The 24,928-nt window shown below is 68.5% G+C and carries 27 protein-coding genes; 10 read left to right on the plus strand and 17 right to left on the minus strand.

The window, feature by feature from the left end; genetic code table 11:
- The first annotated feature begins 401 nt into the window (after positions 1-401).
- Together BM228_RS08610 and BM228_RS08615 are read left to right on the plus strand one after the other, a co-directional pair.
- Complete coding sequence (locus tag BM228_RS08610) at positions 402-1,151, plus strand: bacteriorhodopsin (protein ID WP_092039013.1); 750 nt, start codon at positions 402-404, stop codon at positions 1,149-1,151.
- 5 nt (positions 1,152-1,156) lie between these two features.
- Positions 1,157-2,116 carry a Brp/Blh family beta-carotene 15,15'-dioxygenase gene (locus BM228_RS08615; protein WP_092039015.1) on the plus strand — a complete coding sequence of 320 codons (960 nt, stop codon included), beginning with the start codon at positions 1,157-1,159 and terminating at the stop codon, positions 2,114-2,116.
- 154 nt (positions 2,117-2,270) lie between these two features.
- Here the strand turns inward: BM228_RS08615 and BM228_RS08620 are convergent, their stop codons facing one another.
- Positions 2,271-3,416 carry an AI-2E family transporter gene (locus tag BM228_RS08620; RefSeq protein WP_208612004.1) on the minus strand — a complete coding sequence of 382 codons (1,146 nt, stop codon included), beginning with the start codon at positions 3,414-3,416 and terminating at the stop codon, positions 2,271-2,273.
- Positions 3,417-3,582: 166 nt separating this feature from the next.
- On the opposite strand from BM228_RS08620, the gene BM228_RS34610 reads away from it, so the two are divergent.
- Positions 3,583-3,723, plus strand: a complete 141-nt coding sequence (locus tag BM228_RS34610) for a hypothetical protein (RefSeq protein WP_167367694.1) — start codon at positions 3,583-3,585, stop codon at positions 3,721-3,723.
- 6 nt (positions 3,724-3,729) lie between these two features.
- On the opposite strand, the gene BM228_RS08625 is transcribed toward BM228_RS34610, so the two are convergent.
- Entirely contained in the window at positions 3,730-4,197 is a 468-nt protein-coding gene (locus tag BM228_RS08625; protein WP_092039016.1) for a molybdenum cofactor biosynthesis protein MoaE, read from the minus strand.
- 153 nt (positions 4,198-4,350) lie between these two features.
- Between BM228_RS08625 and BM228_RS08630 the strand changes: the two genes are divergently transcribed.
- Positions 4,351-5,370, plus strand: a complete 1,020-nt coding sequence (locus BM228_RS08630) for a gamma carbonic anhydrase family protein (RefSeq protein ID WP_092039157.1) — start codon at positions 4,351-4,353, stop codon at positions 5,368-5,370.
- Positions 5,371-5,401: 31 nt separating this feature from the next.
- Here BM228_RS08630 and BM228_RS08635 read toward each other — a convergent pair whose 3' ends face one another.
- The 12 genes from BM228_RS08635 to BM228_RS08695 form a co-directional block, all read right to left on the minus strand.
- Positions 5,402-5,650, minus strand: coding sequence for a DUF7683 domain-containing protein (locus BM228_RS08635; protein ID WP_092039018.1), 249 nt, complete (start codon positions 5,648-5,650; stop codon positions 5,402-5,404).
- 24 nt (positions 5,651-5,674) lie between these two features.
- Entirely contained in the window at positions 5,675-5,884 is a 210-nt protein-coding gene (locus BM228_RS08640) for a colicin E3/pyocin S6 family cytotoxin (protein ID WP_092039020.1), read from the minus strand.
- Between the two features lie 136 nt (positions 5,885-6,020).
- Positions 6,021-6,749 carry an amino acid ABC transporter ATP-binding protein gene (locus BM228_RS08645; RefSeq protein WP_092039159.1) on the minus strand — a complete coding sequence of 243 codons (729 nt, stop codon included), beginning with the start codon at positions 6,747-6,749 and terminating at the stop codon, positions 6,021-6,023.
- Between the two features lie 152 nt (positions 6,750-6,901).
- Positions 6,902-7,594 carry an amino acid ABC transporter permease gene (locus tag BM228_RS08650; RefSeq protein WP_092039022.1) on the minus strand — a complete coding sequence of 231 codons (693 nt, stop codon included), beginning with the start codon at positions 7,592-7,594 and terminating at the stop codon, positions 6,902-6,904.
- 63 nt (positions 7,595-7,657) lie between these two features.
- Positions 7,658-8,380: an amino acid ABC transporter permease gene (locus BM228_RS08655; protein WP_092039024.1), complete on the minus strand. Its 723-nt coding sequence runs from the start codon at positions 8,378-8,380 to the stop codon at positions 7,658-7,660.
- A gap of 289 nt (positions 8,381-8,669) precedes the next feature.
- On the minus strand, positions 8,670-9,593 hold the full coding sequence (locus BM228_RS08665) for an amino acid ABC transporter substrate-binding protein (RefSeq protein WP_092039027.1): 924 nt from the start codon (positions 9,591-9,593) through the stop codon (positions 8,670-8,672).
- A 384-nt stretch (positions 9,594-9,977) separates the two neighbouring features.
- Positions 9,978-11,099, minus strand: coding sequence for a branched-chain amino acid ABC transporter substrate-binding protein (locus BM228_RS08670; protein WP_092039161.1), 1,122 nt, complete (start codon positions 11,097-11,099; stop codon positions 9,978-9,980).
- Positions 11,100-11,149: 50 nt separating this feature from the next.
- Entirely contained in the window at positions 11,150-11,527 is a 378-nt protein-coding gene (locus tag BM228_RS08675) for a DUF6867 family protein (RefSeq protein ID WP_208612005.1), read from the minus strand.
- On the minus strand, positions 11,524-12,321 hold the full coding sequence (locus BM228_RS08680) for an ABC transporter ATP-binding protein (protein WP_092039029.1): 798 nt from the start codon (positions 12,319-12,321) through the stop codon (positions 11,524-11,526). The genes BM228_RS08675 and BM228_RS08680 overlap by 4 nt, the downstream gene beginning before the upstream one ends.
- Positions 12,318-13,247: an ABC transporter ATP-binding protein gene (locus BM228_RS08685; protein WP_092039031.1), complete on the minus strand. Its 930-nt coding sequence runs from the start codon at positions 13,245-13,247 to the stop codon at positions 12,318-12,320. The genes BM228_RS08680 and BM228_RS08685 overlap by 4 nt, the downstream gene beginning before the upstream one ends.
- The gene (livM, locus tag BM228_RS08690; RefSeq protein ID WP_092039033.1) at positions 13,247-14,656 is read right to left on the minus strand and encodes a high-affinity branched-chain amino acid ABC transporter permease LivM; all 1,410 of its coding nucleotides are present in this window, start codon (positions 14,654-14,656) and stop codon (positions 13,247-13,249) included. Before livM ends, BM228_RS08685 begins: the two co-directional genes overlap by 1 nt.
- Entirely contained in the window at positions 14,656-15,573 is a 918-nt protein-coding gene (locus BM228_RS08695) for a branched-chain amino acid ABC transporter permease (protein WP_092039035.1), read from the minus strand. The genes livM and BM228_RS08695 overlap by 1 nt, the downstream gene beginning before the upstream one ends.
- A 244-nt stretch (positions 15,574-15,817) precedes the next feature.
- Between BM228_RS08695 and BM228_RS08700 the strand changes: the two genes are divergently transcribed.
- The 5 genes from BM228_RS08700 (at position 15,818) to BM228_RS08720 (ending at position 20,682) form a co-directional block, all read left to right on the plus strand.
- Positions 15,818-17,098: a dicarboxylate/amino acid:cation symporter gene (locus tag BM228_RS08700; protein ID WP_092039037.1), complete on the plus strand. Its 1,281-nt coding sequence runs from the start codon at positions 15,818-15,820 to the stop codon at positions 17,096-17,098.
- A 31-nt stretch (positions 17,099-17,129) separates the two neighbouring features.
- Positions 17,130-18,050 (plus strand): amino acid ABC transporter substrate-binding protein, encoded by a 921-nt coding sequence (locus BM228_RS08705; protein WP_425284924.1) that lies wholly within the window; start codon positions 17,130-17,132, stop codon positions 18,048-18,050.
- Between the two features lie 104 nt (positions 18,051-18,154).
- Complete coding sequence (locus tag BM228_RS08710; protein WP_092039039.1) at positions 18,155-18,829, plus strand: DUF1007 family protein; 675 nt, start codon at positions 18,155-18,157, stop codon at positions 18,827-18,829.
- Entirely contained in the window at positions 18,820-19,830 is a 1,011-nt protein-coding gene (locus tag BM228_RS08715) for a nickel/cobalt transporter (RefSeq protein ID WP_244537068.1), read from the plus strand. Before BM228_RS08710 ends, BM228_RS08715 begins: the two co-directional genes overlap by 10 nt.
- A gap of 135 nt (positions 19,831-19,965) precedes the next feature.
- Positions 19,966-20,682: a hypothetical protein gene (locus tag BM228_RS08720; protein ID WP_092039041.1), complete on the plus strand. Its 717-nt coding sequence runs from the start codon at positions 19,966-19,968 to the stop codon at positions 20,680-20,682.
- On the opposite strand, the gene BM228_RS08725 is transcribed toward BM228_RS08720, so the two are convergent.
- Together BM228_RS08725 and BM228_RS08730 are read right to left on the minus strand one after the other, a co-directional pair.
- Entirely contained in the window at positions 20,683-21,270 is a 588-nt protein-coding gene (locus tag BM228_RS08725) for a histidine phosphatase family protein (protein ID WP_092039043.1), read from the minus strand.
- A gap of 38 nt (positions 21,271-21,308) precedes the next feature.
- Positions 21,309-21,704 carry a VOC family protein gene (locus BM228_RS08730; protein ID WP_092039045.1) on the minus strand — a complete coding sequence of 132 codons (396 nt, stop codon included), beginning with the start codon at positions 21,702-21,704 and terminating at the stop codon, positions 21,309-21,311.
- Positions 21,705-22,109: 405 nt separating this feature from the next.
- Between BM228_RS08730 and BM228_RS08735 the strand changes: the two genes are divergently transcribed.
- Positions 22,110-23,801 (plus strand): methyl-accepting chemotaxis protein, encoded by a 1,692-nt coding sequence (locus BM228_RS08735; RefSeq protein WP_092039047.1) that lies wholly within the window; start codon positions 22,110-22,112, stop codon positions 23,799-23,801.
- A 393-nt stretch (positions 23,802-24,194) separates the two neighbouring features.
- Here the strand turns inward: BM228_RS08735 and BM228_RS08740 are convergent, their stop codons facing one another.
- Positions 24,195-24,905: a L,D-transpeptidase gene (locus BM228_RS08740; RefSeq protein ID WP_092039049.1), complete on the minus strand. Its 711-nt coding sequence runs from the start codon at positions 24,903-24,905 to the stop codon at positions 24,195-24,197.
- Positions 24,906-24,928 lie beyond the last annotated feature (23 nt).

The raw sequence follows: 24,928 nt of genomic DNA on the forward strand, positions 1-24,928 counted from the left end.
CGGAGAATCCCGCGAGGCAGTTGCGGGCTCACCCTGTCAGTCCGGCGCGGTGCGAAGCCCGGGCCCGGGCCGAAGGGTGGTTCACGGCCTGAATCGTCCGCGGCTCCTGAGGCTGGGCGCGTTTGCGCACCGGCACCTCTCGCCCATCGCCAGGCGCGCTCAGCGTCTGTGTCGTTTCCTCAGCGGACATTCGATGCCGCAGGATAGAGAAAGCTTCCCAGCTACGGGACCACGACCGCTTGGCGACCAGGGAAGATTTCCTGGCCTCCGGCTTCATCCAGGTCGTTGGGTTCACGCGCCTGTGACAGTCGTCCCATGCAACATTCCTGAAGCAAGCCAATTGGGCAGGGTGCCGCCACGTTCGTGAGCAGGCGTTTCATCCCTGGACCAACGAGACATCAATGACGCCTCAATTCTGGCTGTGGCTCGGCTTTGCCGGCATGGCGGCCGGCGCCGCCGTGATCCTGTTCATGGCGAAGCGACGGACCCCTGCCGAAGAAGCCGATGGGATCATCCACGGCATCGTACCGATCATCGCAGCCTGCTCCTACTTCGCCATGGCGACAGGACAGGGGAGCCTGGTCCTCCCCGCCGGTCCCGACGCGGCGGATGTGGCGCGGCAATTCTACTTCGCGCGCTACATCGACTGGACGTTCACCACGCCCCTGCTGCTGCTCGGCCTGTCGCGGACCGCGATGCATTCCGGCATGCGCCGGCCGGCCATCGTCTGGGGCCTGATCGGCTCGGACCTGATCATGATCGTGACGGCCCTGGCCTTCGGCCTGTCGAATGTCGCCGCGGTGAAGTGGACGTGGTTCGCCATCTCCTGCGGCGCGTTCGTGGCCGTGTTCTACGGGATCTTCGTGCAGCTGCGTGAGGAGAATGCCGGCGAGCGCGCCGACGTCCGCAGCGCTTTCATGCGCAACGCCGTGTTCCTGACCGCCGTCTGGTGCGCCTACCCCGTGGTGCTGCTCATCGGCCAGGACGGCCTCGGCTTCCTGTCGCCGACGCTGGCCCTGGCGGTCATCGCGATCTTGGATCTCACCGCCAAGGTCGTCTACGGCATCATGGCCACGAAGGAGACGACCCGCGCCGTCGACCGCGACCTGGCGGAAGGCCCGAAATCCGCCTCGCTGCGCCGGGCGGCCTGACGCGGATGGCGGCTCTTTCATCCATCCTCTCCTTCGGGACGTCTGTCGGGGAGAGCCGCCTTCACGTCCGAGTATCGGAGGCGAGGCTGCTGCGACCGGCCGGTGCGCTGGTTGCTGTCGGCCTCGTCGCCTCCGCGTTCCTGCCGCGCGAGACGGCTTGGCTCGTGGCGCTGACGGTCGTGATCGTCCTCGGGGTGCCCCACGGCGCCCTGGACGGGGCCGTAGCGGCACCGCTGCTGCGCCCGCGCTACGGACGCCTGTGGTTCGCGGTCTTCGCCGTCCCGTATCTCGGGCTTTCGGCTCTGGTGCTCCTGGCGTGGCAAGTCGCGCCCCTCGCCACCCTGGCGGGCTTCCTGGCGCTGTCGGTGCTGCATTTCGGCGAGGAGGATGCGGGCCCAGGCCGGCGCGTCGAGGCTTTGGTCCGCGGCGGTCTGCCGATCGCCCTGCCGGCCCTGCTACGGCCCGACGAAACCGCGGGGCTGTTCGCCGTCGTCTCGCGCGTGCCGATGCCGCAGCTTCCGGTGTGGTGGGCGGCCGCGGCCTGGGTTTGGCTCGCGGTCACGGCGGTCTGGCTGCTGACGGGGCAGCGGCGGGCGGGCGTGCTCATCGAGATGGCGCTTCTCGCCCTTGCCTTCTGGATCCTTCCCCCGCTGACCGCCTTCACCCTGTATTTCGTCGGCCTTCACGGCCCCCGCCATGTCCGCGCCCTGATCCGGGATCCGTCGAAGGCGCCGGGTGTCGATACGCTTCGGCGCGCGGTCCACGCGGCTCTGCCGGTCTTCGGGCTGACCCTCCTGCTCGGCGCAGGGCTCTGGCCGCTCTACGCCTCCGGCGGCTCGAAGGCTCCGGCCGTCCTCCTAACCCTGACGCTTCAAATGCTGTCCGCTCTGACGGTGCCGCACATTCTCCTCGACCGTATCGCGGTCCAGCATGGACGCCGCATCGAGTTTCGGTCGGCGCGGTGATGCTGTCGGCTCACGTTTCATGAGTGCGGGCGGCGTGCGGGAGCTTTTAGCAATCCGTCCGTTTGCCGCCCTCAGGCTTCACCACGGCCAAGCCGGCAGGGTTCAGGCTGGAGCGGTATCACCACCCACCGTCCCAGGCCCTGCAACCTGCGGCTCAACTGCTCGGCTGCTCGTGCAGCGTGTCCTCCACGTAGAGCTGCTCCAGCAGCACCTTGATCACCGCCATCAGCGGCAAAGCCAGGGCGATGCCCCAGAGCCCAAAAATCACGCCCAGGATCAGCTGGCCGGCGAAGATCGTGGCCGGGGGGATATCCAGGGCCCGCTTCTGGATGAACGGGGTCAGGCCGTAGCTCTCCAGGCACTGCACGGCCAGGTAGACGCCCACGGCGCCGATCACCGCCTTCAGGCCCGAGGCCAGGGCCGCCAGGATGATCACGATGCCCGCCACCAGCGGTCCCACGGTCGGCACGAAGGCCAGCAGCCCGGCCTGAAGGCCGAGGATCAGCGCGCCGCCGATCCCCAGGAAGGCCAGCCCGGCCCAGGTGCAGAGGAAGATCACCGCCATGATGATCAGCTGGCCGAACAGCCAATGCCGCAGGGTCTCGCCGGCGCCGTCGAGGACCTTGGCCGCGCGCCTGCGCTTCTGCGGCGGCACGAAGCGTAGCGCGCCGTCCCGGTAGGCTTTCGGGTCGGCCGCGAAGGCTAACCCTAAGAAGGCGATCACCAGCAGGTTTCCGAGGGCGTCGAACAGCCCGAGGATGACGGCGGCGGCCGGGCCGAGGACGCTGCCGGCGTCGGAGACGATCGAGCTGCTGCCTTTGAGCAGGCCGTTGGCGAGACCGCCGAGGCCGCCCTCCTTCTGGCTGGACTCGGTCGAACCGTCCTTGCCGCCGCCCTGGGGGGCGAGGCTCGGCACGTCGATGCCGCGCTCGGAGAGCCAGCCCGAGACCGTGCCGGCCTGGTCCTTGATCGTGGTGCCGAGGTCGCGCCCCTGCTGCACGATGGTGGCGCCGCCATAGGTCCCGAAGCCGAGTGCCGCGACCGCGACCGCGAGGCTGGCGATGGTCAGGCGCAGGCCCCGGGGCAGGGGCAGGACATGGCCGAGCCCCCGGGTCAGGCCGTCGAGGAACACCCCGAGCAGCACACCCGCGAAGATCAGCAGCAGCGTGCCCACCGACATCCAGGCCAGCGCCAGCAACGCCGTGAAGCAGACGACGGCGATTCCCGAGGCCGCCAGCGGCAGGGTTCCGCGCCAGGGCCCGACCGGGCCGTCCAGATCTTGAAGCTTACCGTCCGTCATCATGGCTCCCGTACCGCGGGCTCACGAACGCTTCGGGCCGCCTGGGGTCAAGTGCGGCTGTCGACCAAGCTTGTGCGCGGAGCCCCGCGACCGGACGGCGTTTCGCGCGTTGTCCGCCCGCGCAATCGCTCCCGCGGGGGAGCCGGACGCATGAAGGAGAGACCGCGTGAGCAGCACCGAGCCCTACACCCATTCCCTCGGCCCCGGCCGGACCGTGGATACGGGGGACCAGCTGAGCAGCGTGGTGATCCTCGGCATCGCCATCGCCGGCGGCCTCGCGGCGGTGCTGCTCAACGCGATCCTGTAGGCCGCGTCAGCTCCAGCGCTCGGCCGCCGCATCGTCGTGGGCGGCGGCCTCGACCCAGCCGCCGGTGGTGCCGTCGGCGAGGTGCTCGCGCTTCCAGAACGGCGCGCGGGTCTTGAGGTAGTCCATCAAAAAGTTCGCCGCCTCGAAGGCCGCGACCCGGTGGCTGGAGGCGGTCACCACCAGCACGATGCCGTCGCCCGGCAAGACCCGGCCGTGGCGATGGATCACCCGCATGGCCTGGAGCGGCCAGCGGGTCACCGCCTCCTCGGCGACCCGCTGGATCTCGGCCTCGGCCATGCCGGGGTAATGTTCGAGCTCCAGGGCGGCGAGGCGTCCGGCCTCGTCCCGGCACAGACCCGTGAAGGTGACAACTGCCCCGGCCCGGCCGCCGAGTTCAGCGCCGATCCGGGCGATCTCGGCGGCGGTATCGAAGGGCTCGGCCTGGATGGCGACGCTGGGGGCGGGGGCGGTCATGGTCCGGTCCAACGATCCTCGTCCGGCGGGTGCGGGTGGCGCGGGACCGTCCCACGCCTGTCACACCCGGCCGCGCCTCTATATGGCACGCAGAGCCGCTTTCGCCGCTGGTCCCGCGCGATCGGCCGGCACGTGGCGGAGAAGGATACCGATGTGACCCCCGACCTGATCCTGCCCTACGAGGGTGTCCTGCCGGATTTCGCGAGCCGCCCGGTCTGGTGCGGGCGCGGCAGCACGGTGATCGGCGCCGCCCGCATCGGCGCGCAGGCCTGGATCGGTGACGAGGCGGTGATCCGCGCCGACGGGCAGACGATCAGCCTCGGGGACAGGTTCTGGCTCGGGCACCGCTCGACGGTGCATATCGCGACCCTCACCCACGGCACCCAGGTCGGCGACCGGGTCACGGTCGGGCGCAACAGCGTCGTGCATGCCTGCACGGTCGGCTCCGACGTCGTGATCGAGGACGACGTCGTGATCCTCGACGGGGCCGAGATCGGCGACACCACCGTGATCGAGGCGGGCGCGACGGTGTTCCCCCGCATGAAGCTCGACGGCGGCTACGCCTATGCCGGCAGCCCGGCCCGCCCGAGCCGGGCGATCGGCCCGGATGAAGTCGCCGAGCGCGCCGAGCGCCTGCGCGAGCGGATGGGCGACGGTTCGGCCGCCGATCCCGGGCTGCCCCCGGAGGTCGAGGACAGCGTGTTCGTGGCGCGGACCGCGCGCCTGCGCGGGCGGGTGAGCCTCGGAGCCGGCGCCAGCGTGCTGTTCTGCTGCGATCTCAACGCCGAGGTCGGGCCGATCGTGGTCGGGGCCGACACCAACATCCAGGACAACACCACGGTCCGCACCCGCGGGGAGGGCGTGGTGATCGGGCGCGACACCACCATCGCGCACAACGTCCGGATCGCCGATTGCCGGATCGGCGCCCGGGCGCTGATCGGCATCGGCGCCAGCATCGCCCCCGGCACGCTGATCGCCGACGACGTCATGCTGGCGGCCGGTGCCACCACGGATCCCGGGCAAATTCTGGAGGCCGGCTACCTCTGGGGCGGCCGCCCGGCCCGGATCCTGTCGTCGCTGGACGCCGAGAAGCGCGCGATGATGATCCGCATCGTCGAGGGCTATTGCCGGCACGGGCGGGAATATCGCGCGGCGCAGGCGGGGATGGCATAGCGCAAGCTGGTCGAGGCCGAGATGGAGCCGGTCAGGATTCGGGAGTGACCGGCTCCAAGTACCAATCGTACGCGTCGACGTTCAGCGGCGCGGCGATCTGGGAGGCGATTCGGCGGATCGCCGACAGGCTAAGCGGGTACGAGCTGAGAGCCAGCTGATCGGTGTCAGGCACTTGAGCGAGGCTCCGCACCTCCGCAAAGAGAGAGGCCGGGACGTCGTGCTCGATGGTCAGGCGTTCCGTGCCCTTGTCGTATCCGGCGACGATATGGTCGACCTTCATGGCGCCTCGTGCCGTCGGCCCTCGCTATGCACCGCCTGTGACCGGATCGTATCCCCCGAGATGGCTGCCGCGCGCATCATACTTCTCGACGTGCCCGTGCTGGTAGTCCCATTCATAGATCGCGCCGCTTGGGTCCTTCCAGCGCATCCTCAAACCGCCGCCGGGCCGGGCCGTCTTCGGCTTCACCCTTACGGCGTCCGGAAAGCCCGGCAGGTTGCGCGGCGGCGGCACCATCGTGGCGGGTCAGGCCCATCAAGACACCCGGCCCGCGACGGAGGCCTCGCTTCTCGTGGCGGATCTTCATGCGTCGGACCAGCCGCGGCAAGCCCGGGCGCGCACAGGCGTATCGGGGATCGCGCGTAGCGGTTCCTCAGTGCTGCAGGATCTTCGACAGGAAGGTCTGGGCGCGCTCGGAGCGGGGGCTGCCGAAGAAGTCCTCCTTCTTGGCGTCCTCGACGATCTCGCCGCGATCCATGAAGATCACCCGGTCGGCGACCTTGCGGGCGAAGCCCATCTCGTGGGTCACGACCATCATGGTCATGCCCTCCTTGGCGAGCTCGACCATCACGTCGAGCACCTCGCCGACCATCTCGGGGTCCAGCGCCGAGGTCGGCTCGTCGAACAGCATCACCACCGGGTTCATGGCGAGCGCCCGGGCGATGGCCACGCGCTGCTGCTGGCCGCCCGAGAGCTGGCCCGGGAACTTGTCGGCATGGGCGCTGAGGCCCACCCGAGCCAGCAGGTCGAGGCCGCGCTTCTTGGCGTCCTCGGCGCTGCGCCCCAGCACCTTGCGCTGGGCGATGGTGAGGTTGTCGGTGATCGACAGGTGCGGGAACAGCTCGAAATGCTGGAACACCATGCCGACCCGGGAGCGGAGCTTGGGCAGGTTGGTCGACTTGTCGATGACCTTGGTGCCGGCGACCGTGATCTGGCCCTTCTGGAACGGCTCGAGGGCGTTGACGCACTTGATCAGGGTCGACTTGCCCGAGCCCGAGGGGCCGCAGACCACCACGACCTCGCCCTTGGCGACCTTCGTGGTGCAGTTGGTCAGCACCTGGAAGTCGCCGTACCATTTGCTGATGTTGTCGATCGAGATCATTGTCTCGCCGGGGGCCGCCGCGGGCACGCCGGAGACGAGGCTGCCGGGCTGCAACCCGGCATCCCGGGGGGCATGGGCGGCGTCGGCGACGGGTTCCTTGACGGACGGGGCCGGCATCGGGGTCGAGGTCATGGCGCGGACTCCAGTGTCGGTCAGCGGATGATGGCGACGCGGCGCTGCAGGCGACGCACCAGGAACGAGGCCGTGAAGCAGATCACGAAGTAGACGATGGCCGCGAAGATATACATCTCGACGAGGCGGCCGTCGCGCTGCGCGACCTTCGAGGCGGCGCCCATGAAGTCGGTGAGCGAGAGCACGTAAACCAGGGACGTATCCTGGAACAACACCACGGTCTGGGTCAGCAGCAGCGGCAGCATGTTGCGGAAGGCCTGGGGCAGCACGACGTTGGCCATGGTCTGCCAGTAATTCATCCCGAGCGCCAAGGCCGCCCCGGTCTGTCCCTTGGGGATCGACTGGATGCCCGCCCGCATGATCTCGGAGAAGTAGGCCGCCTCGAACGCCATGAAGGTGATCAGCGCGGACGGGAAGGCGCCGACCTGGATCGGGGTCGAGGCGCCGGTCACGTAGGCGCCGATATACGGCACCAGGAAGTAGAACCAGAAGATCACCAGCACCAGCGGCAGCGAGCGGCACAGCTCGACATAGCCCTTGGCCACGTGGCTGAGGCCCGGCACGCTCGAGAGCCGGGCCATCGCCAGCAGGGTGCCGATCACCACGCCGCCGACCGCCGCCATGGCGGTGAGGGTCACCGTGAAGACCATGCCCTGCCCGAACAGGTAGGGCAGGGAGGAGAGGATGACATTGAAATCGAAATTCGAGAGCATCGGGGCCTGTTCGCGGTGGCCGGGTGCCGGCGGAGCGGGGAAATCGAGGGGCGGGCCGGCGCCTCAGCGCTGGCCCGGGATCGCGACGGCGCGCTCCAGGTAGGTCGCCGCAGTGACGACCACGAGGTTGATGATCACGTAGAGCAGAGTCGCCGCGGTGAACGCCTCGAACACCTGGAACGAGAATTCCTGCATCGAGCGGGCTCGGGCGGTCAGCTCCAAGAGGCCGATGGTCAGGGCGACGGAGGTGTTCTTGAGATTGTTGAGGAATTCCGAGGTCATCGGCGGCAGGATGATCCGGTAGGCGTTCGGCAGCAGCACGTAGCGGTAGGTCTGGTAGGTGGTGAAGCCCATGGCGGTGCCGGCCATGCGCTGGCCACGCGGCAGCGACTGGATGCCGGCGCGGACCTGCTCGGCGACACGCGAGGCGGTGAAGAAGCCCAGGCACACCACGGCCGTGTAGAACGGCGCATCGGGCAGCTGCTTGATCGCGTCACCGAACCGCGTCGGCACCACCTCGGGCAGCACGAAGTACCAGAGGAACATCTGCACCAGCAGCGGCACGTTGCGGAACAGCTCGACATAGGCCGTGCCGATGGCGTTGGCGGTCTTCGACGGCAGGGTTCGCAGCACCCCGATCAGGGAGCCGAGGAAGAACGCGATGATCCACGAGCACAGGGCGGTGGCGATCGTCCACATGAGCCCGGAGAGCAGCATGTCGAGATAGGTGCCGTTGCCTTCCGGCGAGGCGTCGAAGAAGATCCGCCAGTTCCAATTGTAGTTCATCGCACCGATTCTTGCATGAAATTCTGTTTACCTGAGACGTCCCGTCCCCACCCTCGTCCTGAGGTGCTGCGCAGCAGCCTCGAAGGAGGCCTCCAGAAGGCGCTGCGATCCCTGGAGCCCTCCTTCGAGGCCTTCGCTTCGCTTCGGCACCTCAGGATGAGGGTGGGCCTGGGAGAAGCGTGACCTTCGGAAGCCCTCGGCTGCGATTCGACGCTCGAAAGGCTTTGAACGTGCCGTGACGCACCGCGGACATCAAAAGCCCGCGGTGCGCAGCATCCTCGGTGAACGCTCAGTAGGCCGCCGGATCGGGGCTGGCGATCGGGGTCTTGAACTGCTTGGTCATCTCCGCGCTCATCGGCAGGTTGAGGTTGATGTTGCGCGGCGGGATCGGCTTGGTGAACCACTTGTCGTAGAGCGCCTTGCCCTCGGGGCTCGTGTAGAGCTTGGCGGTGGCCTCGTCGGCGACCTTCTTGAACGGCGCGTCGTCCTTGCGCAGCATGATGCCGTAGGGCTCGGGCTTCGACAGCGCCTCGGTGGAGATCTCGTAGGCCGACGGGTCCTTGGCGGAGGCGGCGAGCGAGGCGAGCAGCACGTCGTCCATCACAAAGGCGACGGCACGGCCGGTCTCGACCATCAGGAACGCCTCGGCGTGGTCCTTGGCGGGCAGGATCGTCAGGCCGAGCTTCCGCTCGGTGTTGGCCTCGTTGATCTGCTTGATGTTCGTGGTGCCCGAGGTCGAGACCACGGTCTTGCCCTTCAGGTCGTCGATCGTGTGCAGGTTCGACGACTTCTTCGAGACGTAGCGGGTCGCGGTCAGGAAGTGCGAGTTGGTGAAGTTCACCTGCTTCTCGCGCTCGGCGTTGTTGGTGGTCGAGCCGCATTCGAGGTCGATCGTGCCGTTCGCCATCAGCGGGATGCGGGTGGCGGAGGTGACCGGGTTGAGCTTCACCTCGAGGTTCGGCAGGCCGAGATTGGCCTTCACGGCGTCGGCGATCTTGAAGCAGATGTCGAGGGCGTAGCCGATCGGCTTCTGGTCGCCGCCGAGATAGGAGAATGGCACCGAGGCGTCGCGGTAGCCGATGACGATGGCTCCGCTATCCTTCACCTTCTTGAGGGTACCGGTCAGTTCCTCGGCCCGGAGGCTGAGGGGGGCCAGGGCGAGGCTCAGGCCGAGCGCCGCGGCAAGGCCGCGGCGAGCGATATCAGACTGCATCGGTACGGAACTCCTGGATCAGGCCGAACGGGATCGGCTGGCGGCTCGGCGCTCGGGGCCGCCCGTTCGGGCGACGCCTTTGCAATGATGGTGCCGGGAGGCTGGCAGAAGCGCCACACAGGACCGTGGCAGACGACGGACGAACAAACACCACCGTCGCGCGCGCATCCACGGTCGCCTGTTCCGCTCCCGTCATCCGGTCTCCTCCGGCACGTCGAGTCGACGGCTCGCTCGCGCCGCCGACATCTTGCACAATTCTTGGGCGTACGCACGGGGCGGGAGGGCTGGATTGGCGATTAAGGCTGACGAATCCACCGCGTCGAACACACGGACGCCGTCCCGCAGGGTCGTGCGGGACGGCGCCGGTCGGAAGAGTGGTACGGATTACTTGGTCAGTTCGTTATTGGTGTAGTCGATCTTGCCGTCGGGACCCTTCTTCCACTCGTACAGGACGTAGTCCGGCCGGGTGATGTCGCCCTTCTTGTCGTAGGCGATCGGGCCGACCACCGTGTCGACCGGCTTGCCCTGGTGCAGCCACTCGGCGAGCTTCTTGCCGTCGCTGGAGCCGGTCTCGGCCATCGCCTTGGCGAGCACCTGCACGGCGGCGTAGGAGTAGAGCGTGTAGCCCTCGGGATCGATGTTCTTGGCCTTGAACGCGGCGAGCGCCGCCTTGGCGTTCGGGTTCTTGCGGGCATCCGGCGGGAAGGTGGTCAGCGTGCCCTCGGCGGCCGGGCCGGCGATCGCCACCAGCTCGCGGTCGACCATGCCGTCGCCGCCCATCAGCGGGGCCTTCAGGCCCTGGTCGCGCATCTGGCGCAGGATCAGCCCGGCCTCGGTGTAGTAGCCGCCGAAATAGACCACATCGACATTGGCCGATTTCAGCTTCGAGACCAGCGCCGAGTAATCCTTCTCGCCGGGGTTGATGCCCTCGAACAGTACCGGCTTCACGCCCTTGGCCTTCAGAACCATCAGCGTCTCATCGGCCAGGCCCTTGCCGTAGGGAGTCTTGTCGTGGACGAAGGCGATCTTCTTGTCCTTGAAGTGGCCGGCCAGATAGGTCCCCGCCACCGCGCCCTGCTGGTCGTCGCGGCCACAGGTGCGGAAGGTGTTCCACATCCCGCGCTCGGTGAACTTCACGTTGGTGGAAGCCGGAGTGACCTGGATGATGCCGGCGTCGAGATAGACGTCGGAGGCCGGGATCGACACGCCGGAGTTATAGTCGCCGACCACAACCTTCACGCCGTCGCTGGCGAACTTGTTGGCGACCGAGACGCCCTGCTTGGGGTCGGAGGCGTCGTCGCCGACCGTGACCGTCAGGGTCGTGCCCTTGAGGGTGCCGGCCTTGTTGAGGTCCTCGACGGCCTGGCTGGCGCCGTTCTTGATCTGCGCCCCGATGGCGGCGCTGTTGCCGGTGATCGGCGCGGCGACGCCGAGCTTGACCTCTGCAGCTTGGGCCGCAGCGATCAGCGTGCCGAGGGCGAGCCCGGCCAACAGAATCGATCTCATCGCGAACATCCCCTTCGATCGTTAGTCCGCCCCGGTGGATCCGGCCGAACTCACCCGACCTCACCGGAGACGGGCGCCCGCTCGCGCCACGTCAGGGGAGAGGTCTTCTCGTAGAGCCAGCGGTACTGGCTCGTCATCTGGCGCGTGCGCGTGACCCGAAAGCCGATCGTGCCGATGATCATGACCACGATCGCGTCCACCGCATAGTAGTGCGGTGAGACCAGCGTCCCGGAAAACAACGCGAAATGGATGAAGCGCACGGCCGCAGCCACGAGGAGCAGCGCGGCCACGCATTGCCAGAACGGCCGCCAGCCCCGGGCGATCGCGCGGGCGGCCATCCAGCCGGCCCAGCCGCCCATCACCACGGTGACGAGCAGGAACAGCCAGGCCGATTCCTCCTCGTACAGGATCCCCTGCAGCATGCTCATGCGCCGACCGGGCCGGTATGGCCCCCCTCAAGATAAGCCGCCTTGACGTTCGGATCGTCGAGCAGCGCCCGCCCGGTTCCGCTCATCGTGACCCGGCCGTTGACCAGCACGTAGCCGCGATGGGCGAGCTTCAGGGCGTGGTAGGCGTTCTGCTCCACCAGGAAGATCGTCATGCCGTCCGTGCGGTTCAGCTCACGGATCGCGTCGAAGATGCCCTTCACCACCAGCGGCGCCAGGCCGAGCGAGGGCTCGTCCAGGAGCAGCAGGCGCGGGCGGCTCATCAGGGCGCGGGCGATGGCGAGCATCTGCTGCTCGCCGCCCGACATCGTGCCGGCCCGCTGGTGCAGGCGTTCCTTCACGCGGGGGAACAGGGTGCAGACCTTCTCCAGATCCTCCTGAAAGTGGCGCTCGCCGTGGAGCGAGGCGCCCATCTGGAGGTTCTCGAACACGCTCATGCGCGGGAAGACCCGGCGGCCCTCCGGCGACTGGGCGACGCCCAGCCGGGCGATGGCGTGGGTCGGCAGCCGGGTGATGTCGCGCCCGTCATAGGTGATCGTCCCCGTGCGCGCCTGGGGGCTGCCGAAGATCGTCATCATCAGGGTCGATTTGCCGGCGCCGTTGGCGCCGATCAGGGTGACGATCTCACCGTCGGCGACATCGATATCGACGCCCCGGAGGGCGGCGACGCTGCCGTAATAGGTGGAGACGTCGCGCACCGCGAGGAGCGGGGGCTTGCCCCCCGCCTGGATCGCCCGTGTCTCCTCGACCAGGACGTTGATGCCGGCCACGCTCATACCGACACCTCCGAGCGGTTCACGTCCGGAAGAGTCGGATCCCCGTGCGGCACGGTGATGCCGACCTCGGCCTCCACGGCTTCCACCTCGTCATCCTCGACGCCCAGATAGGCGGCGATCACCTTCGGATCCGCCCGCACCTCGGCCGGGGAGCCATCGGCGATCTTCTGGCCGTAATCCAGCACGACCACGTGGTCGGAGATCTCCATGACCACCGACATGTCGTGCTCGATCAGGAGCACGGAGGTGTCGTGAGCGTCGCGAATATGGCGCAGCAGCGCGTTGAGCTCGGCGGATTCGCGAGGGTTGAGGCCCGCAGCGGGCTCGTCGAGGCAAAGCAGCACCGGGTCGGTGCACATCGCCCGGGCGATCTCCAGCCGGCGCTGGGCGCCGTAGGGCAGGGCGCCGGCCGGGTCGTCGGCCCGCGCCATCAGGTCGATCCGGTCGAGCCAGGCCTTGGCCCGCTCGATCGCCTCGGCTTGCGCGTCCCGGTAGCCCTTGAGGCCCAAGAGCCCGAACAGGGTGTAGCCCGAGGCGCGCATCAGCGGCTTGTGCTGGGCGACCAGCAGGTTCTCCAGCACGGTCATGCCCTGGAACAGGCGGATGTTCTGGAAGGTCCGCGCCACCCGGGCGGTGCGGTTGACCGCGTGGTTCGGCAGCCGCTCCAGCAGATGCGTGGTGCCGTCGTCATGGGCCAGCCGCAGCATGCCCTCGGTCGGCTTGTAGAAGCCGGTGATGCAGTTGAACACCGTGGTCTTGCCGGCCCCGTTCGGGCCGATCAGGGCGGTGATGTCGCCGCGCCTGGCCTCGAAGGACAGGTCGGAGACGGCGGTGAGCCCGCCGAACCGCATGGTCAGGTGCTCGACGGCGAGCACCGACGGGGCGGGGGCCTGCGCCGCCGCCCGGGGATCCGGATGAAGCGCCATCAGCCGTGCCCCTCGCTCACATGCGCGCCCGAGACGGCGCGGCGCTCGCCCAGCGACACCGAGGGCAGGCGCACCGAGATCAGCCCGCGGGGCCGCCAGACCATCATCGCCACCATGGCGAGGCCGAACAGCAGCAGGCGGTACTCGTTCGGGTCGAACCCCTCGCCGAACACGGCTTTGAGGAAGCCGAGATTGCGCAGCATTTCCGGGCCGCCGACCATGGCCACCGCCGCGATGGCGACGCCGACCTGGCTGCCCATGCCGCCCAGCACCACGATCGCCAGGATGATCGCGCTCTCCAGGAAGTTGAAGCTCTCCGGGCTGATGAAGCCCTGGCGCACCGCGAAGAACGAGCCGGCGATGCCACCGAACGCCGCCCCCAGGGCGAAGGCCGTGAGCTTGGTGGCCGTGGTGTCGATGCCGAGCGACCGGCACGCGATCTCGTCCTCGCGCAGGGCCTCCCAGGCCCGCCCGATCGGCAGGCGCCGCAGGCGCAGGGTGACGAAGTTGGTGAACAGGGCCAGCGCCAGGATGAGGTAGTAGAGGAACACCAGCCGGTGCATCGAATCGTAGGGAATGCCGAACCGGGCGGCGAAGCCGTCCTCGCCGGCGCTGAACGGGATGCCGAAGAAGGTTGCCCGCGGGATCGACGAGATGCCGGCGCCACCGCCGGTCACGTCGGTCCAGTTGATCAGCACCAGCCGGATGATCTCGCCGAAGGCCAGCGTTACGATGGCGAGGTAGTCGCCCCGCAGGCGCAGCACGGGGAAGCCGAGCAGCATCCCCCACAAGCCGGCGAACACGCCCGCCAGGGGCAGGCAGATCCAGAACGACAGGCCGAACGTGGTCGATAGGAGCGCGTAGGAATAGGCCCCGACCGCGTAGAAGGCGACGTAGCCGAGATCGAGCAGGCCGGCGAGGCCGACCACGATGTTCAGGCCCCAGCCGAGCATCACGTAGGTCAGGATCAGGATCCCGAGATCGATCCAGTACCGGGCCGAGGACAGACCGCCGGTGGCCGCCGCCGCGAGCGCCGGCAGGGTCAGGGCGATGCCGACGAACAGCCAGAGGCCGAGCTTGGAGGTCTTCTGGCCGGCATCGGGCTCGCCGTGGACCGCCTCCGTGGCCTGGGCCGGGGAGGGGGTCAGGGCGCGGCGGGCATCCCGGCGCAGGAGGATCAGCCGCTGGAGGATGCGGACGACGAAGACCGCCGCGCACAGGCACGCCACGAGGCCCCACCGCGGGGTGAGCAGGAGGTCGCTGCCCGGGCCGGGATCGGTCCGGTACGCGATGATCGGCACGCAGAGGCCGAAGGCGACGAGCGCGTAGAGCGCGGCGTCGCGCAGGATGCCGGCCATCGCGGATTGGGGAATCGCGGCGGCTTGGGTCGTAGACGAGGAGTGAGCCATCAGACCTTCTCGACCTCCGGCCGACCCAGGATACCGGACGGCATGAAGATCAGCACGATGGCCAGGATCGAGAACGCGGCGACATCCTTGTACTCGATGGAGAAGTAGGCCGACCAGAACGTCTCGATCAGCCCGATGATCAGGCCGCCGAGCACGGCGCCGGGCAGCGAGCCGATGCCGCCGAGCACCGCCGCGGTGAAGGCCTTCACGCCGGGCACGAACCCGTCCGAGAAGGACACGACGCCGTAATACATCAGGTAGAGGACGCCCGCGACGGCCGCCAGCGCGGCGCCGAGCACGAAGGTCAGCGAGATCGTCCGGTCGACGTCGATGCCCAGGAGTGCCGCCATCTTGCGGTCCTGCTCGCAGGCGCGCTGCGCCCGGCCGAACGGGGTCCGCTGCACGAGATACCAGAAGCCGGTGAGCAGCACGGCGGTGACCACCATGATCAGGCACTGCTTGTAGGCCAGGAACACCGCGTAGCCGTCGCGCTCGAACAGCGTGATTCCCCCCGACAGCATCGGCGGCGTCGGCTTGTTGCGCGCGCCCTGCACCACCTGGACGAAGTTCGACAGGAAGATCGAGACGCCGATCGCGGAGATCAGCGGCGCCAGCCGGAACGAGCCGCGCAGGGGCCGGTAGGCGATGCGCTCGATCGCCCAGCCCCACAGGGCGGTCAGCACCATGGCGACCACGAGGACGACCAGGAACGCCAGGGCGATCGAACTGACCCCCAGCCACGTCGTCAGAAGAAGGAAGGTGATCAGAGCAATGAAGCAGGACACCATAAACACATCGCCGTGGGCGAAGTTCACCATGCCAATAATGCCGAACACCATCGTGTAACCGATCGCGATCAGACCGTATATCGAACCGAGCGTAAGCCCGTTGATCAGCTGCTGTACGAAAACGTCCATGTACTCTCGCGGGCGTAGGTTTTTCGTCCAGCCTGCACAAACGGCAGGCGAGCCGAGAGAGCAAGTCCCGTACCGCAGCCGCGGCGTTCCGGCCACAGGTTTCAACCCCGCACGAACGTCCCGCGAAAACAGTTAGGCGGGTCAGTAACAACCCGCGAATGGGCTTGCATCTGGCGTAGTTCGTGCTTCACGTTAACGAAAATCAGTGCTTGTCCATCCCGGGCGGCAACGAGGAGCAGTACCGATGTCGGGTTCACGGCTCACGACGTTGATTTTCATCGGCATGCTGCTCGGGATCGCGGTGGGCTACGCCTGCAGCATCACCTGGCCGGATCCGCAGACCGCCAAGGAGATCGCAGGCTATATCGCGCTGGTCTCGGATATCTTCCTGCGGCTGATCAAGATGATCATCGCGCCGCTGGTGTTCTCGACCCTGGTGGTCGGCATCGCGCATCTCGGGGATACGGCGGCGGTCGGCCGGGTCGGCGGCAAGGCGCTGCTCTGGTTCGTCGGCGCCTCGTTCTGCTCGCTGATGCTGGGCCTCGTCCTGGTCAACCTGATGCAGCCGGGTCACAACCTGAACCTGCCGCTGCCCGATGTCGGCGCCGGCACCGGCCTCAAGGCGGCGTCGCTATCGCTCAAGGAGTTCGTCACCCACCTGGTGCCCAAGAGCGCCGTGGAGGCGATGGCCAACAACGAGATCCTGCAGATCGTGGTGTTCTCGATCTTCTTCGGCGTCGCCCTGGCGGCGCTCGGCGAGAAGGGGCACTTCCTGGCCCAGGGCATCGAGGGCCTGGCCGACGTCATGCTCAAGGTGACCGGCTACGTGATGCTGTTCGCCCCCGTGGCGGTGTTCGCCGCCATCGCCGCGACGATCACCACGCAGGGGATCGGCGTCCTGGTCACCTACGGCAAGTTCCTGATCGAGTTCTACGCCGGGCTGGCGGTGCTCTGGGCGCTCCTGATGGGCGTCGGCTTCCTGATGCTCGGGGGCAACGGCATCATGCGGCTGTTCAACCTGATCAAGGAGCCGTTCGTCCTCGCCTTCTCGACCGCGTCGAGCGAGGCCGCCTATCCGAAGATGCTGACCAATCTCGAGCAGTTCGGCGTGCCCAACCGCATCACCTCGTTCGTGCTGCCGATGGGCTACTCGTTCAACCTCGACGGCTCGATGATGTACTGCACCTTCGCGGTGATGTTCATCGCGCAGGCCTACAACATCCCGCTCACCTGGGGTCAGCAGCTCACGATGCTGTTCCTGCTGATGGTCACCTCGAAGGGCATGGCCGGCGTGCCGCGCGCCTCGCTGGTGGTGATCTCGGCGACGCTGACGCAGTTCAACATCCCCGAAGCCGGCCTGCTGCTGATCATCGGCATCGATCAGTTCCTGGATATGGGCCGCTCGGCGACCAACGTGCTCGGCAACAGCATCGCCACCGTGGCGGTGGCCAAGTGGGAGGGCCAGCTCACAGCGACCGACCAGCGCCTCGACCATGTCGGCACGGTCCCATCGCCGGCCGAGTAGGGCGGCACGGGGTCACGCGGAGGACACGGGGATGGCGGCGATGCGGTTCGGCTCGGTCCTGGCAGTGGTGCTCGCTTTCGCGGCGGTCCCGCGCCCCGCCGCCGCCGTCGAGGTGCTTACCGGCACCCTGAAGCGCGTGGCCGAGCGCGGCGAGATCGTGCTCGGCTACCGGGAAAGCTCGGTGCCGTTCTCCTTCGTGGAGGGCAAGCATCGGGACGGCAGCCCCCGGGCGATCGGCTACGCCATCGACCTCTGCGGCGAGATCGCCGACGACATCCAGGCGGCGATCGGCCGTAAGGTGACCGTCCGCTACGCGCCGGTCACCGCCGAGACCCGCATCCCGGCCCTGACCTCGGGCAAGATCGACCTCGAATGCGGTTCGACCACCGCCAATGCCGAGCGGCGCCGGAGCGTCGCCTTCTCGCCGGTGGACTACATCAGCGCGACGCAGCTGCTGGTGAAGAAGGAATCCGGCATCGCCTCCTACCGGGATCTCGCCGGTAAGACCGTCGTGGTCACCGCCGGCACCACCAACGAGAAGGCGGTGCGCGACCTCCTGGCCAAGCTCAAGATCCAGGCGCAGGTGGTGACCGCCCCCGACCACGCGGCGTCCTACGCGATGGTGAAGGCCGGCCAGGCGGACGCCTTCGCCACCGACGACGTGCTGCTCTACGGGCTGATCGCCACCGACGGCCAGGACGGGGCGAACTACACGGTGCTGCCCGACAAGCTCTCCTACGAGCCCTACGGGATCATGTTCCGCAAGGACGATCCCGAGCTCGCCGGGATCGTGGCCCAGACCTTCACCCGGCTCGCCGAGTCCCGCGAATTGCGCTGGACCTACGAGCGCTGGTTCCTGAAGCGCCTGCCCAACGGCGAGCGCCTCGACATCCCGATGTCGAACGATCTGCGGACGAGCTTTCAGCTGATGGGCCTCGACGCGCAGGAATGATCGGTTCGGACCACCGGACGATGCCTCGCTTTCGCCCAACCGGTGGATGAGGAAGGGATCGCGTTTCCCTTCGTCCTCCTCGGCCGCGAGCGTGCCCCCGTCCCATGCCGATCGCCGCGCATTTCCCGAGCGCTTCTGCGCTCCTCCTGGCCGCCGGCCTCGGCTGCGCCGCCACAGCGGCTTCGGCCCATCCGCATGTCTGGGTCACCGCGAAGGCGCAGCTCGTCTACGACGGCGGCAAGCTCGTCGGCGTCCGCGACACCTGGAGCTTCGATCCCGAGTACACGGCCTTCGTCACGCAGGGGCTCGACGCCAACAAGGACGGCACGCTCTCGCCCGACGAGCTGGCCGGGCTCGCGGCCGAGAACACCGCGAACCTCGCCGAATTCGGCTACTTCACGAAGCTGAAGGTCGGCGGCAAGGAGCAGGCCTTCGCAGACCCGAAGGAGCCGGCGATGCGCCTGGAGGGCAAGGCCCTGGTCATGAGCTTCCTGCTGCCGCTCAAGGCGCCGGTCCAGCAGGGAAGGGGCGTCGCCGCCCTGGAAGTCTACGATCCGACCTACTTCGTGTCCTTCTCCCTCGCGGAGGGGCCTGACGCGGCCACCCTCGCCGGCGCGCCGCAGGGCTGCGCCGCCACGATCACCCGCCCGAAGACCGAGCAGCCCAAGACAGCCGAGGCCGGCTCGCCGGGCATGACCGAGGCGTTCTTCGAGGCGCTCACCGCCGCCTCGTCCTACGGCGTCCAGTTCGCCAGCCGGATCCTGGTCGCGTGTCCGTAGGGATCGGCCTCGACGCGCCGCCCCGGCCGGAGCGGCTTAGGCTGCGGCTCGGGCTCCGGCTGGGGCTCATGGCCGGCGCCGTGGTGCTGGCCGTGCTGGTGGTCGCCGGGCTGGCCTGGCTGATCGCCCCCGGAATCGCCGCGCCGCCCGCGCGCTCGCCGTTCGGCATCGGTTTTCGCGAAGCAGCCCCGGCCGCGACCGGCCTCGGCGGCGTGATCCTGGCGCTCCAGGCGAGCTTTTCGCGCAGCCTCAACGCCGCCGTCGTGGCGCTGAAGGGCGGCGGAGATTGGGGGCCGCTGGTCGGGCTCGCCTTCGCGTATGGCGTCTTCCACGCCGCCGGCCCCGGCCACGGCAAGGCGGTGATCGCCGGCTACATCCTGGCGGGAGAGCGGGCCTTGCGCCGGGGCTGCGGCTTGAGCATCTGCGCGGCCCTGCTCCAGACGCTGGTCGCCGGGGCGATCGTCGGAATCGGCACCGTGGTGCTGAACGCCACCGCCGCGAGCGTGACCCGCGCCGGAACCGCGATCGAGACCGCGAGCTTCGCCCTCGTCGCCCTGATCGGGCTGGCGCTGACCTGGCGCAAGGCCGGCCGGCTCGCGCAACTGGGCACGGCCTCGGCCTGCGGCCCCGGATGCGCCCACCTGCCTGATGCCCGGGCCCTCGACGCCCTGGAGACCTGGCGCGCGCGTGCCGGCGTGGTCCTGGCGGCGGGTTCGCGTCCCTGCTCCGGAGCAGTGCTCGTTCTGGTGTTCGCGGTCTCGCAGCATGTGCCGGGGGCGGGGATCCTGGCGGTGCTGGCGATGGCGCTTGGCACGGCGCTGACCACCACGGCGCTGGCCTGCCTCGCGGTCTTCGCCAAGCGCGCGGCCCTGCGCCTCGCCGGCGGCCGCGGCCAAGCGGGCCTGCTGGCGATCGGCGGCCTGGAACTGGTGGCCGCCGCCTTCGTGCTGGTGCTGGGCCTGGCGATGCTATCCGGCCTGGCGCTCGGCCTCGGCGGCTGAAATCCGGATTCAAAAGGCCGAGGCCTTTTGCGGGTCCAGGGCGGCGCCCTGGTATCTCGGGGCCGGACGCGAAATCGCGTCTCGCCAACGGGACTTGCGCGTGTCACGCTGCAATCTTGAGGCGGAGGAGCGCGGATGCACGCCGACTTCCAGACGATCCTGAACTGGCGCCTGCTCGCCGGATCGCATCCCTTCCCGGGCCCCGATGGCGGGACCTGCATCAATGAGGCGGCAATCGTGGCCGCGGGGCTGCCTTACAAGGCGATCCGCTCCAGCGCCGATTGCCCGCCCTGCTTCTCCCGGCCGATCGCGGCCTACGCCCTCGGGCTCAACGACGCCATGCCGGACGAGGCCCGGCCGCAGCTGATCGCCTTCGTGCTGCGGCTCTCGGGCAGCGCCGACCGGCCGGCCGTGGAGGCCGCCCGGACCCATCGCCTCGCCCTGGAGAGCATCCGGCAGATCCTGGCACCGCTCTGCAGCCGCGCCGGCATGGATGAGCATGCCGAGGCCTGCGCCGGGGCGCCCGATTTGCCCCTGGCGTTGGCGGCGGCGCGCTCGGCAGAGTGGCAGGGCGGCGCGCTCGCCCAGGAGGCGGCCCGGGCGCGGCGCTGGCGGGATGGCGCGCTGCAATCCGCGGTCGCCCGCACGGCGACGGCGGCCCAGCGCGCCGCCGAGGATGCCCGCTGCGCCGCCGAAATCGCCGAGGGCGCGGCCCCGTTCGTGCCCGACACCTGGGCGCGGGCCTGCGCGATCCTCGACAGGGCGCTCACGATCGGCCGGCAGGCGCCCGCGATCGATTTGCCCGACGCCCGCGCACGCCTCGATGCCGCCCGGGGCAGGGTGCCGGCCTGATCAGGCCAGGGCGGGCTCGGCGGCGAGATCCAGCTCGATGGAGGCGCAGTTCTCAAGGAACGTGCCGGTGAGATGATAGAAGAACGTCCCGTGGCCGACCACCGCGATGGTCGTCTCGGAGCGCGCCCGCAGCCAGTCCCGGAACCCGGCGACGCGGGCGTCGAACAGGTGGCGCGGCTCCACCGGGTAGCCGCCGACCTCGCAGCCGGGCTCGGCGTGCCACCACACCTCCGGCAGGTGCCCGACATCGAGATGCGGAAACTCGGCGGCGATCTCGGAAGCCGCCCGGCCGACATCACAGCTGCTCTCCTGGCATTCCCGGTGCAGCACCTCGACCAGCACCCGCGGCTGGCTCGGGTGGTCGCCGAATACGATCGCGGCGGTCTCGATCGCCCGGGTCAGGGGCGAGACCACCACCAGTTCGAACGGGATGTCCTTCAGGCGCTCCCGCGCCTCCCGGGCCTGAGCCTGGCCCCGGGGGGTCAGCCGGGCGTCGAGGAGGCCGGGATCGCCGCCGCCCAGCCGGTGGGCGGCGTTGAAGGTCGATTCCCCGTGGCGGAGGCAGATGATGCGGGTGGTCTCGGGCATGAGGCTCGGCTGTGTTTCGTGTCGGAAGGGCGGAACGCTCAGGCGAAGCGGCCGCCGCGCTGGATGACCTCGATCTTGTAGCCGTCCGGATCCGTGGCGAAGAAGAACCGGGCCAGCACGGTGTCGCCGTGCTTCAGGGTCTTCACGTCGGTGGCTGTGAAGCCTTCGCGGACGTGGCGGGCATGCTCGGCCTCCACGTCGTCGACCACCACGGCGATGTGGCCGTAGCCGTCGCCGAGATCGTAGGGCTTGTCGCGGCTCTTGTTCACCGTGAGCTCGAGCTCGAACGGCGATGCCGGATCGCGCAGGTAGATCAGGGTGAAATCGTCGAAGTCGTAGCGGTCGGCGACTTCGAAACCGAAGGCGCGGGCGTAGTAATCCCGCGCGCGCTCTTCGTCGCGAACGCGGATCATGGCGTGGACGGGCTTGGACATTCCGGTTCCTGCGAAGAATTCGGGACGCGGCCTATGTGGCGCCATGACTGCCCGGCGGAAAGGGCGGACATCCCGTCGCGGCGCTCAACCACCCTGGCACGGCCTCCAAACCTCTCTTACAAGTTGATGCTTGACGATCTGGCACAAATTATAGACATTATTCAACATAACCCGACACGCAGCCGCAACCGGTTATGTTTTTTGATCGTTTTTCCTGCTCAAATTGGCTCTGTTGGCCTCGATTTTCTCGATCGATTACCAAAATTATTTCCATGAAATCAAAAAACTTCTTCGTCGCGCGCGAAAGTTTCAGATTTTAGGGCAGAATTAACCAGCTCCTGGCATCCTTGACCCTGATCAGGTCCGCGATTCGGGACCGACCTGGCCTGCCGGAACCGAACAGACATGCTGCGCCTGTCGAACCTCAAGATCATCACCAAGCTGGTGACGATCGTCTCCCTGATCGGCGTGATGGTCGGCGCCGGCGTCTGGTACGCCCAGTCGCGGATGAGCCAGATCGACGACGCCTACAGCGCGTTCATCACCAACGAAGCCGTCGCCGTCGCCGAAGGCCGCCGCCTCAACCGCTTCGTCTTCGAACTCAACTATTACGTCTATCGGATCATCGCGGAGACCGACGCGTCCCAGATCCAGGCCGCTAATGCCGGCTTCGAGGCCGCCGTGCCGAACCTGAAGGCGACGCTCACCTCGCTGCGCGAGCGCGCACCCAAATTCGCCAGCCGGATCGACGAGTTGGGGGTGCGCGTCGACCGGTTCCTGAAGGACGTGACCGAGGTGCGCCGGCTCGGCAGCAGCAACCAGAACGACCAGGCGATCGCGCTGGTCCATTCGGCGATCGACCCGACCTTCTCCGGCCTGGCGGTGGACGGCAACGCGATCGCCAACGACATCAACGCCTACATGCAGAAGGGCTCCGACGACCTGACGGTCCAGACCAACGACACCCGCTTCACCCTGATGATCTTCAGCACCGTCGGGATGCTCGCAGGCCTGATCGCGGCGGCGTTCATCGCGATAGTCGGCATCACCGGCCCGCTCAACCGCCTCGTCGCCGTCCTGCAGCGGATGGCCCGGGGCGAGATCGATGCCGAGATCGCGGAGGCCGCCCGCAAGGACGAGATCGGCGCGGTCGGCAAGGCGGTCGATGGCATCAAGGCGATGGTCGCCCGGAAGGCCGCCGAAGAGGCCGAGGTTCGTCGCCTCGCCGACGCCGCTGCCGCGGCCGAGCGGACCCGGACCATGCTGGAACTCGCCGACGGCTTCGAGCGCGCCGTCGGCGGCATCGTCGGCTTGGTCTCGTCCTCGGCGACGGAATTGCAGGCGACGGCCCAGACCATGACGGCGAGCGCTACGCAGACCGCCAGCCAATCGAACAATGTGGCGGCCGCCGCCGAGGAGGCCGCCGCCAATGTCGAGACCGTGGCGGCCGCCGCCGAGGAACTGGGCTCGTCCGTCCAGGAGATCGGCCGGCAGGTCCTCGGCTCGGCCAGCCTCGCGCAGGCGGCGGTCGGCGAGGCGGACCAGACCCAGCATCTGGTGCAGGCGCTGAGCCAGGCGGCCACGCGCATCGGCGACGTGGTCGCGCTGATCTCCAACATCGCCGGCCAGACCAACCTGCTGGCGCTGAACGCCACGATCGAGGCGGCCCGGGCCGGGGAGGCCGGGCGTGGCTTCGCCGTCGTGGCGTCCGAGGTGAAGGAGCTGGCGGCCCAGACCGCCAAGGCGACCGAGGAGATCAGCCAGCAGATCGGCCAGATCCAGGGCGTGACCGGTCAGGCCGTCACGGCCATCGGGGCGATCACGGCGCGCATCCGGGAGATCGACTCGGTGGCGACCTCGATCGCCGCCGCCGTCGAGGAACAGGGCGCGGCCACCCAGGAGATCGTCCGCAACGTCGCCCAGGCGGCCACCGGCACCAACGAGGTCACGACCAATATCGCCGGCGTCGCCCAGGCTTCCGAGCAGACCGGCTCCGCCGCGAGCCAAGTGCTCGACGCGGCCGGCGAGCTGTCCCGCCAGTCGGAGCATCTCGGCGCCGAGGTCTCGCGCTTCCTCGCCACCGTGCGGGCGGCGTGAGCCGAGCGGCCCTTACGAGGGCCCGGCTGGCTTTCAGAGCATGGATGGCGTTCGGCGGTAAGCGCTCGATAAACCGCGCGTTTTCCCCTCCCCCTTGTGGTGAGGGGTCAGGGGTGGGGGTGGTGCAGGATTGGGGGCAGCGGTGCCTTCTGAACCACCCCCACCTCCAACTCCTCCCCACAAGGGCTACGGGCTACAGAGGTTTCGACCGTAGCCGTGATCATGCCGTGGGCGCAGAAGGCGCGGGTCCCCTCTCCCGAACGGGAGAGGGGGCGTGTCGCGGCCTACAAGAGCGCGTGTGCTTCAAACCTGTGTAGCCCGAAGCCACAAGGGGGAGGAAAGCGTGGTCCGCTGGTACCGTCCGCACCGGGCGTGAAGTCGAAGGTCCGCTGCCTACGCCGGCAGCACGACCACCTTCGTCTTGACCGGCGTGCGCGCGTAGAGGTGGATCATGTCCTGGCTGAGCAGGCCGACGCAGCCGCTCGTGATCCCCGAGCCGATCGATTCCGGGTCGCTGCTGGCGTAGATCGTGTAGAGCGTATAGGCGCCGTTCTGGTAGAGATGGAGGGTGCGGGCGCCCAGCGGGTTGTCGAGGCCGCCCGGCATGCCCCGGGCGTATTTGGCCGCCTCGGGCTGGCGCTTGATCATCTCCTTGGGTGGCGTCCAGGTAGCCCATTCGGACTTGCGGCCGACATAGGCGTCGCCGCTCCACAGGAACCCGTCGCGGCCGACATTGGCGCCGTACCGGGTGGCGGATCCGTCGCCCTCGACGCGGTAGACGTAGTAGTTGCTGGGATCCACGATGATCGTGCCCGCGGCTTCCTTCGTGTCGTAGCGGACCGTCCGACGATAGTATTTCGGGTTGACCTTGCTGATGTCGACCGCCGGAATCGGGAATTTCTCGTCCGGCATCGGCCCGTAGACCTTCGTCGCCTCGGCGAGGAGCAGGCCGTCGGATGTCGCGCAGCCGGCCAGTCCCAGCGCGCCGAGACCGGCGGCCGATCCGGCCAGAAACGACCGGCGGCTGAGAAGCCCCGCCGGACGCCCGCGCAGAGCGGCGTCATCCTTATCGCCGGCACCGGCGTCCCAACCGTCCCTGATCATGATCCCGGACTTCCTATGACCCG

This window comes from Methylobacterium pseudosasicola (assembly GCF_900114535.1).
In the GTDB taxonomy this organism is placed as follows: Bacteria; Pseudomonadota; Alphaproteobacteria; order Rhizobiales; family Beijerinckiaceae; genus Methylobacterium; species Methylobacterium pseudosasicola.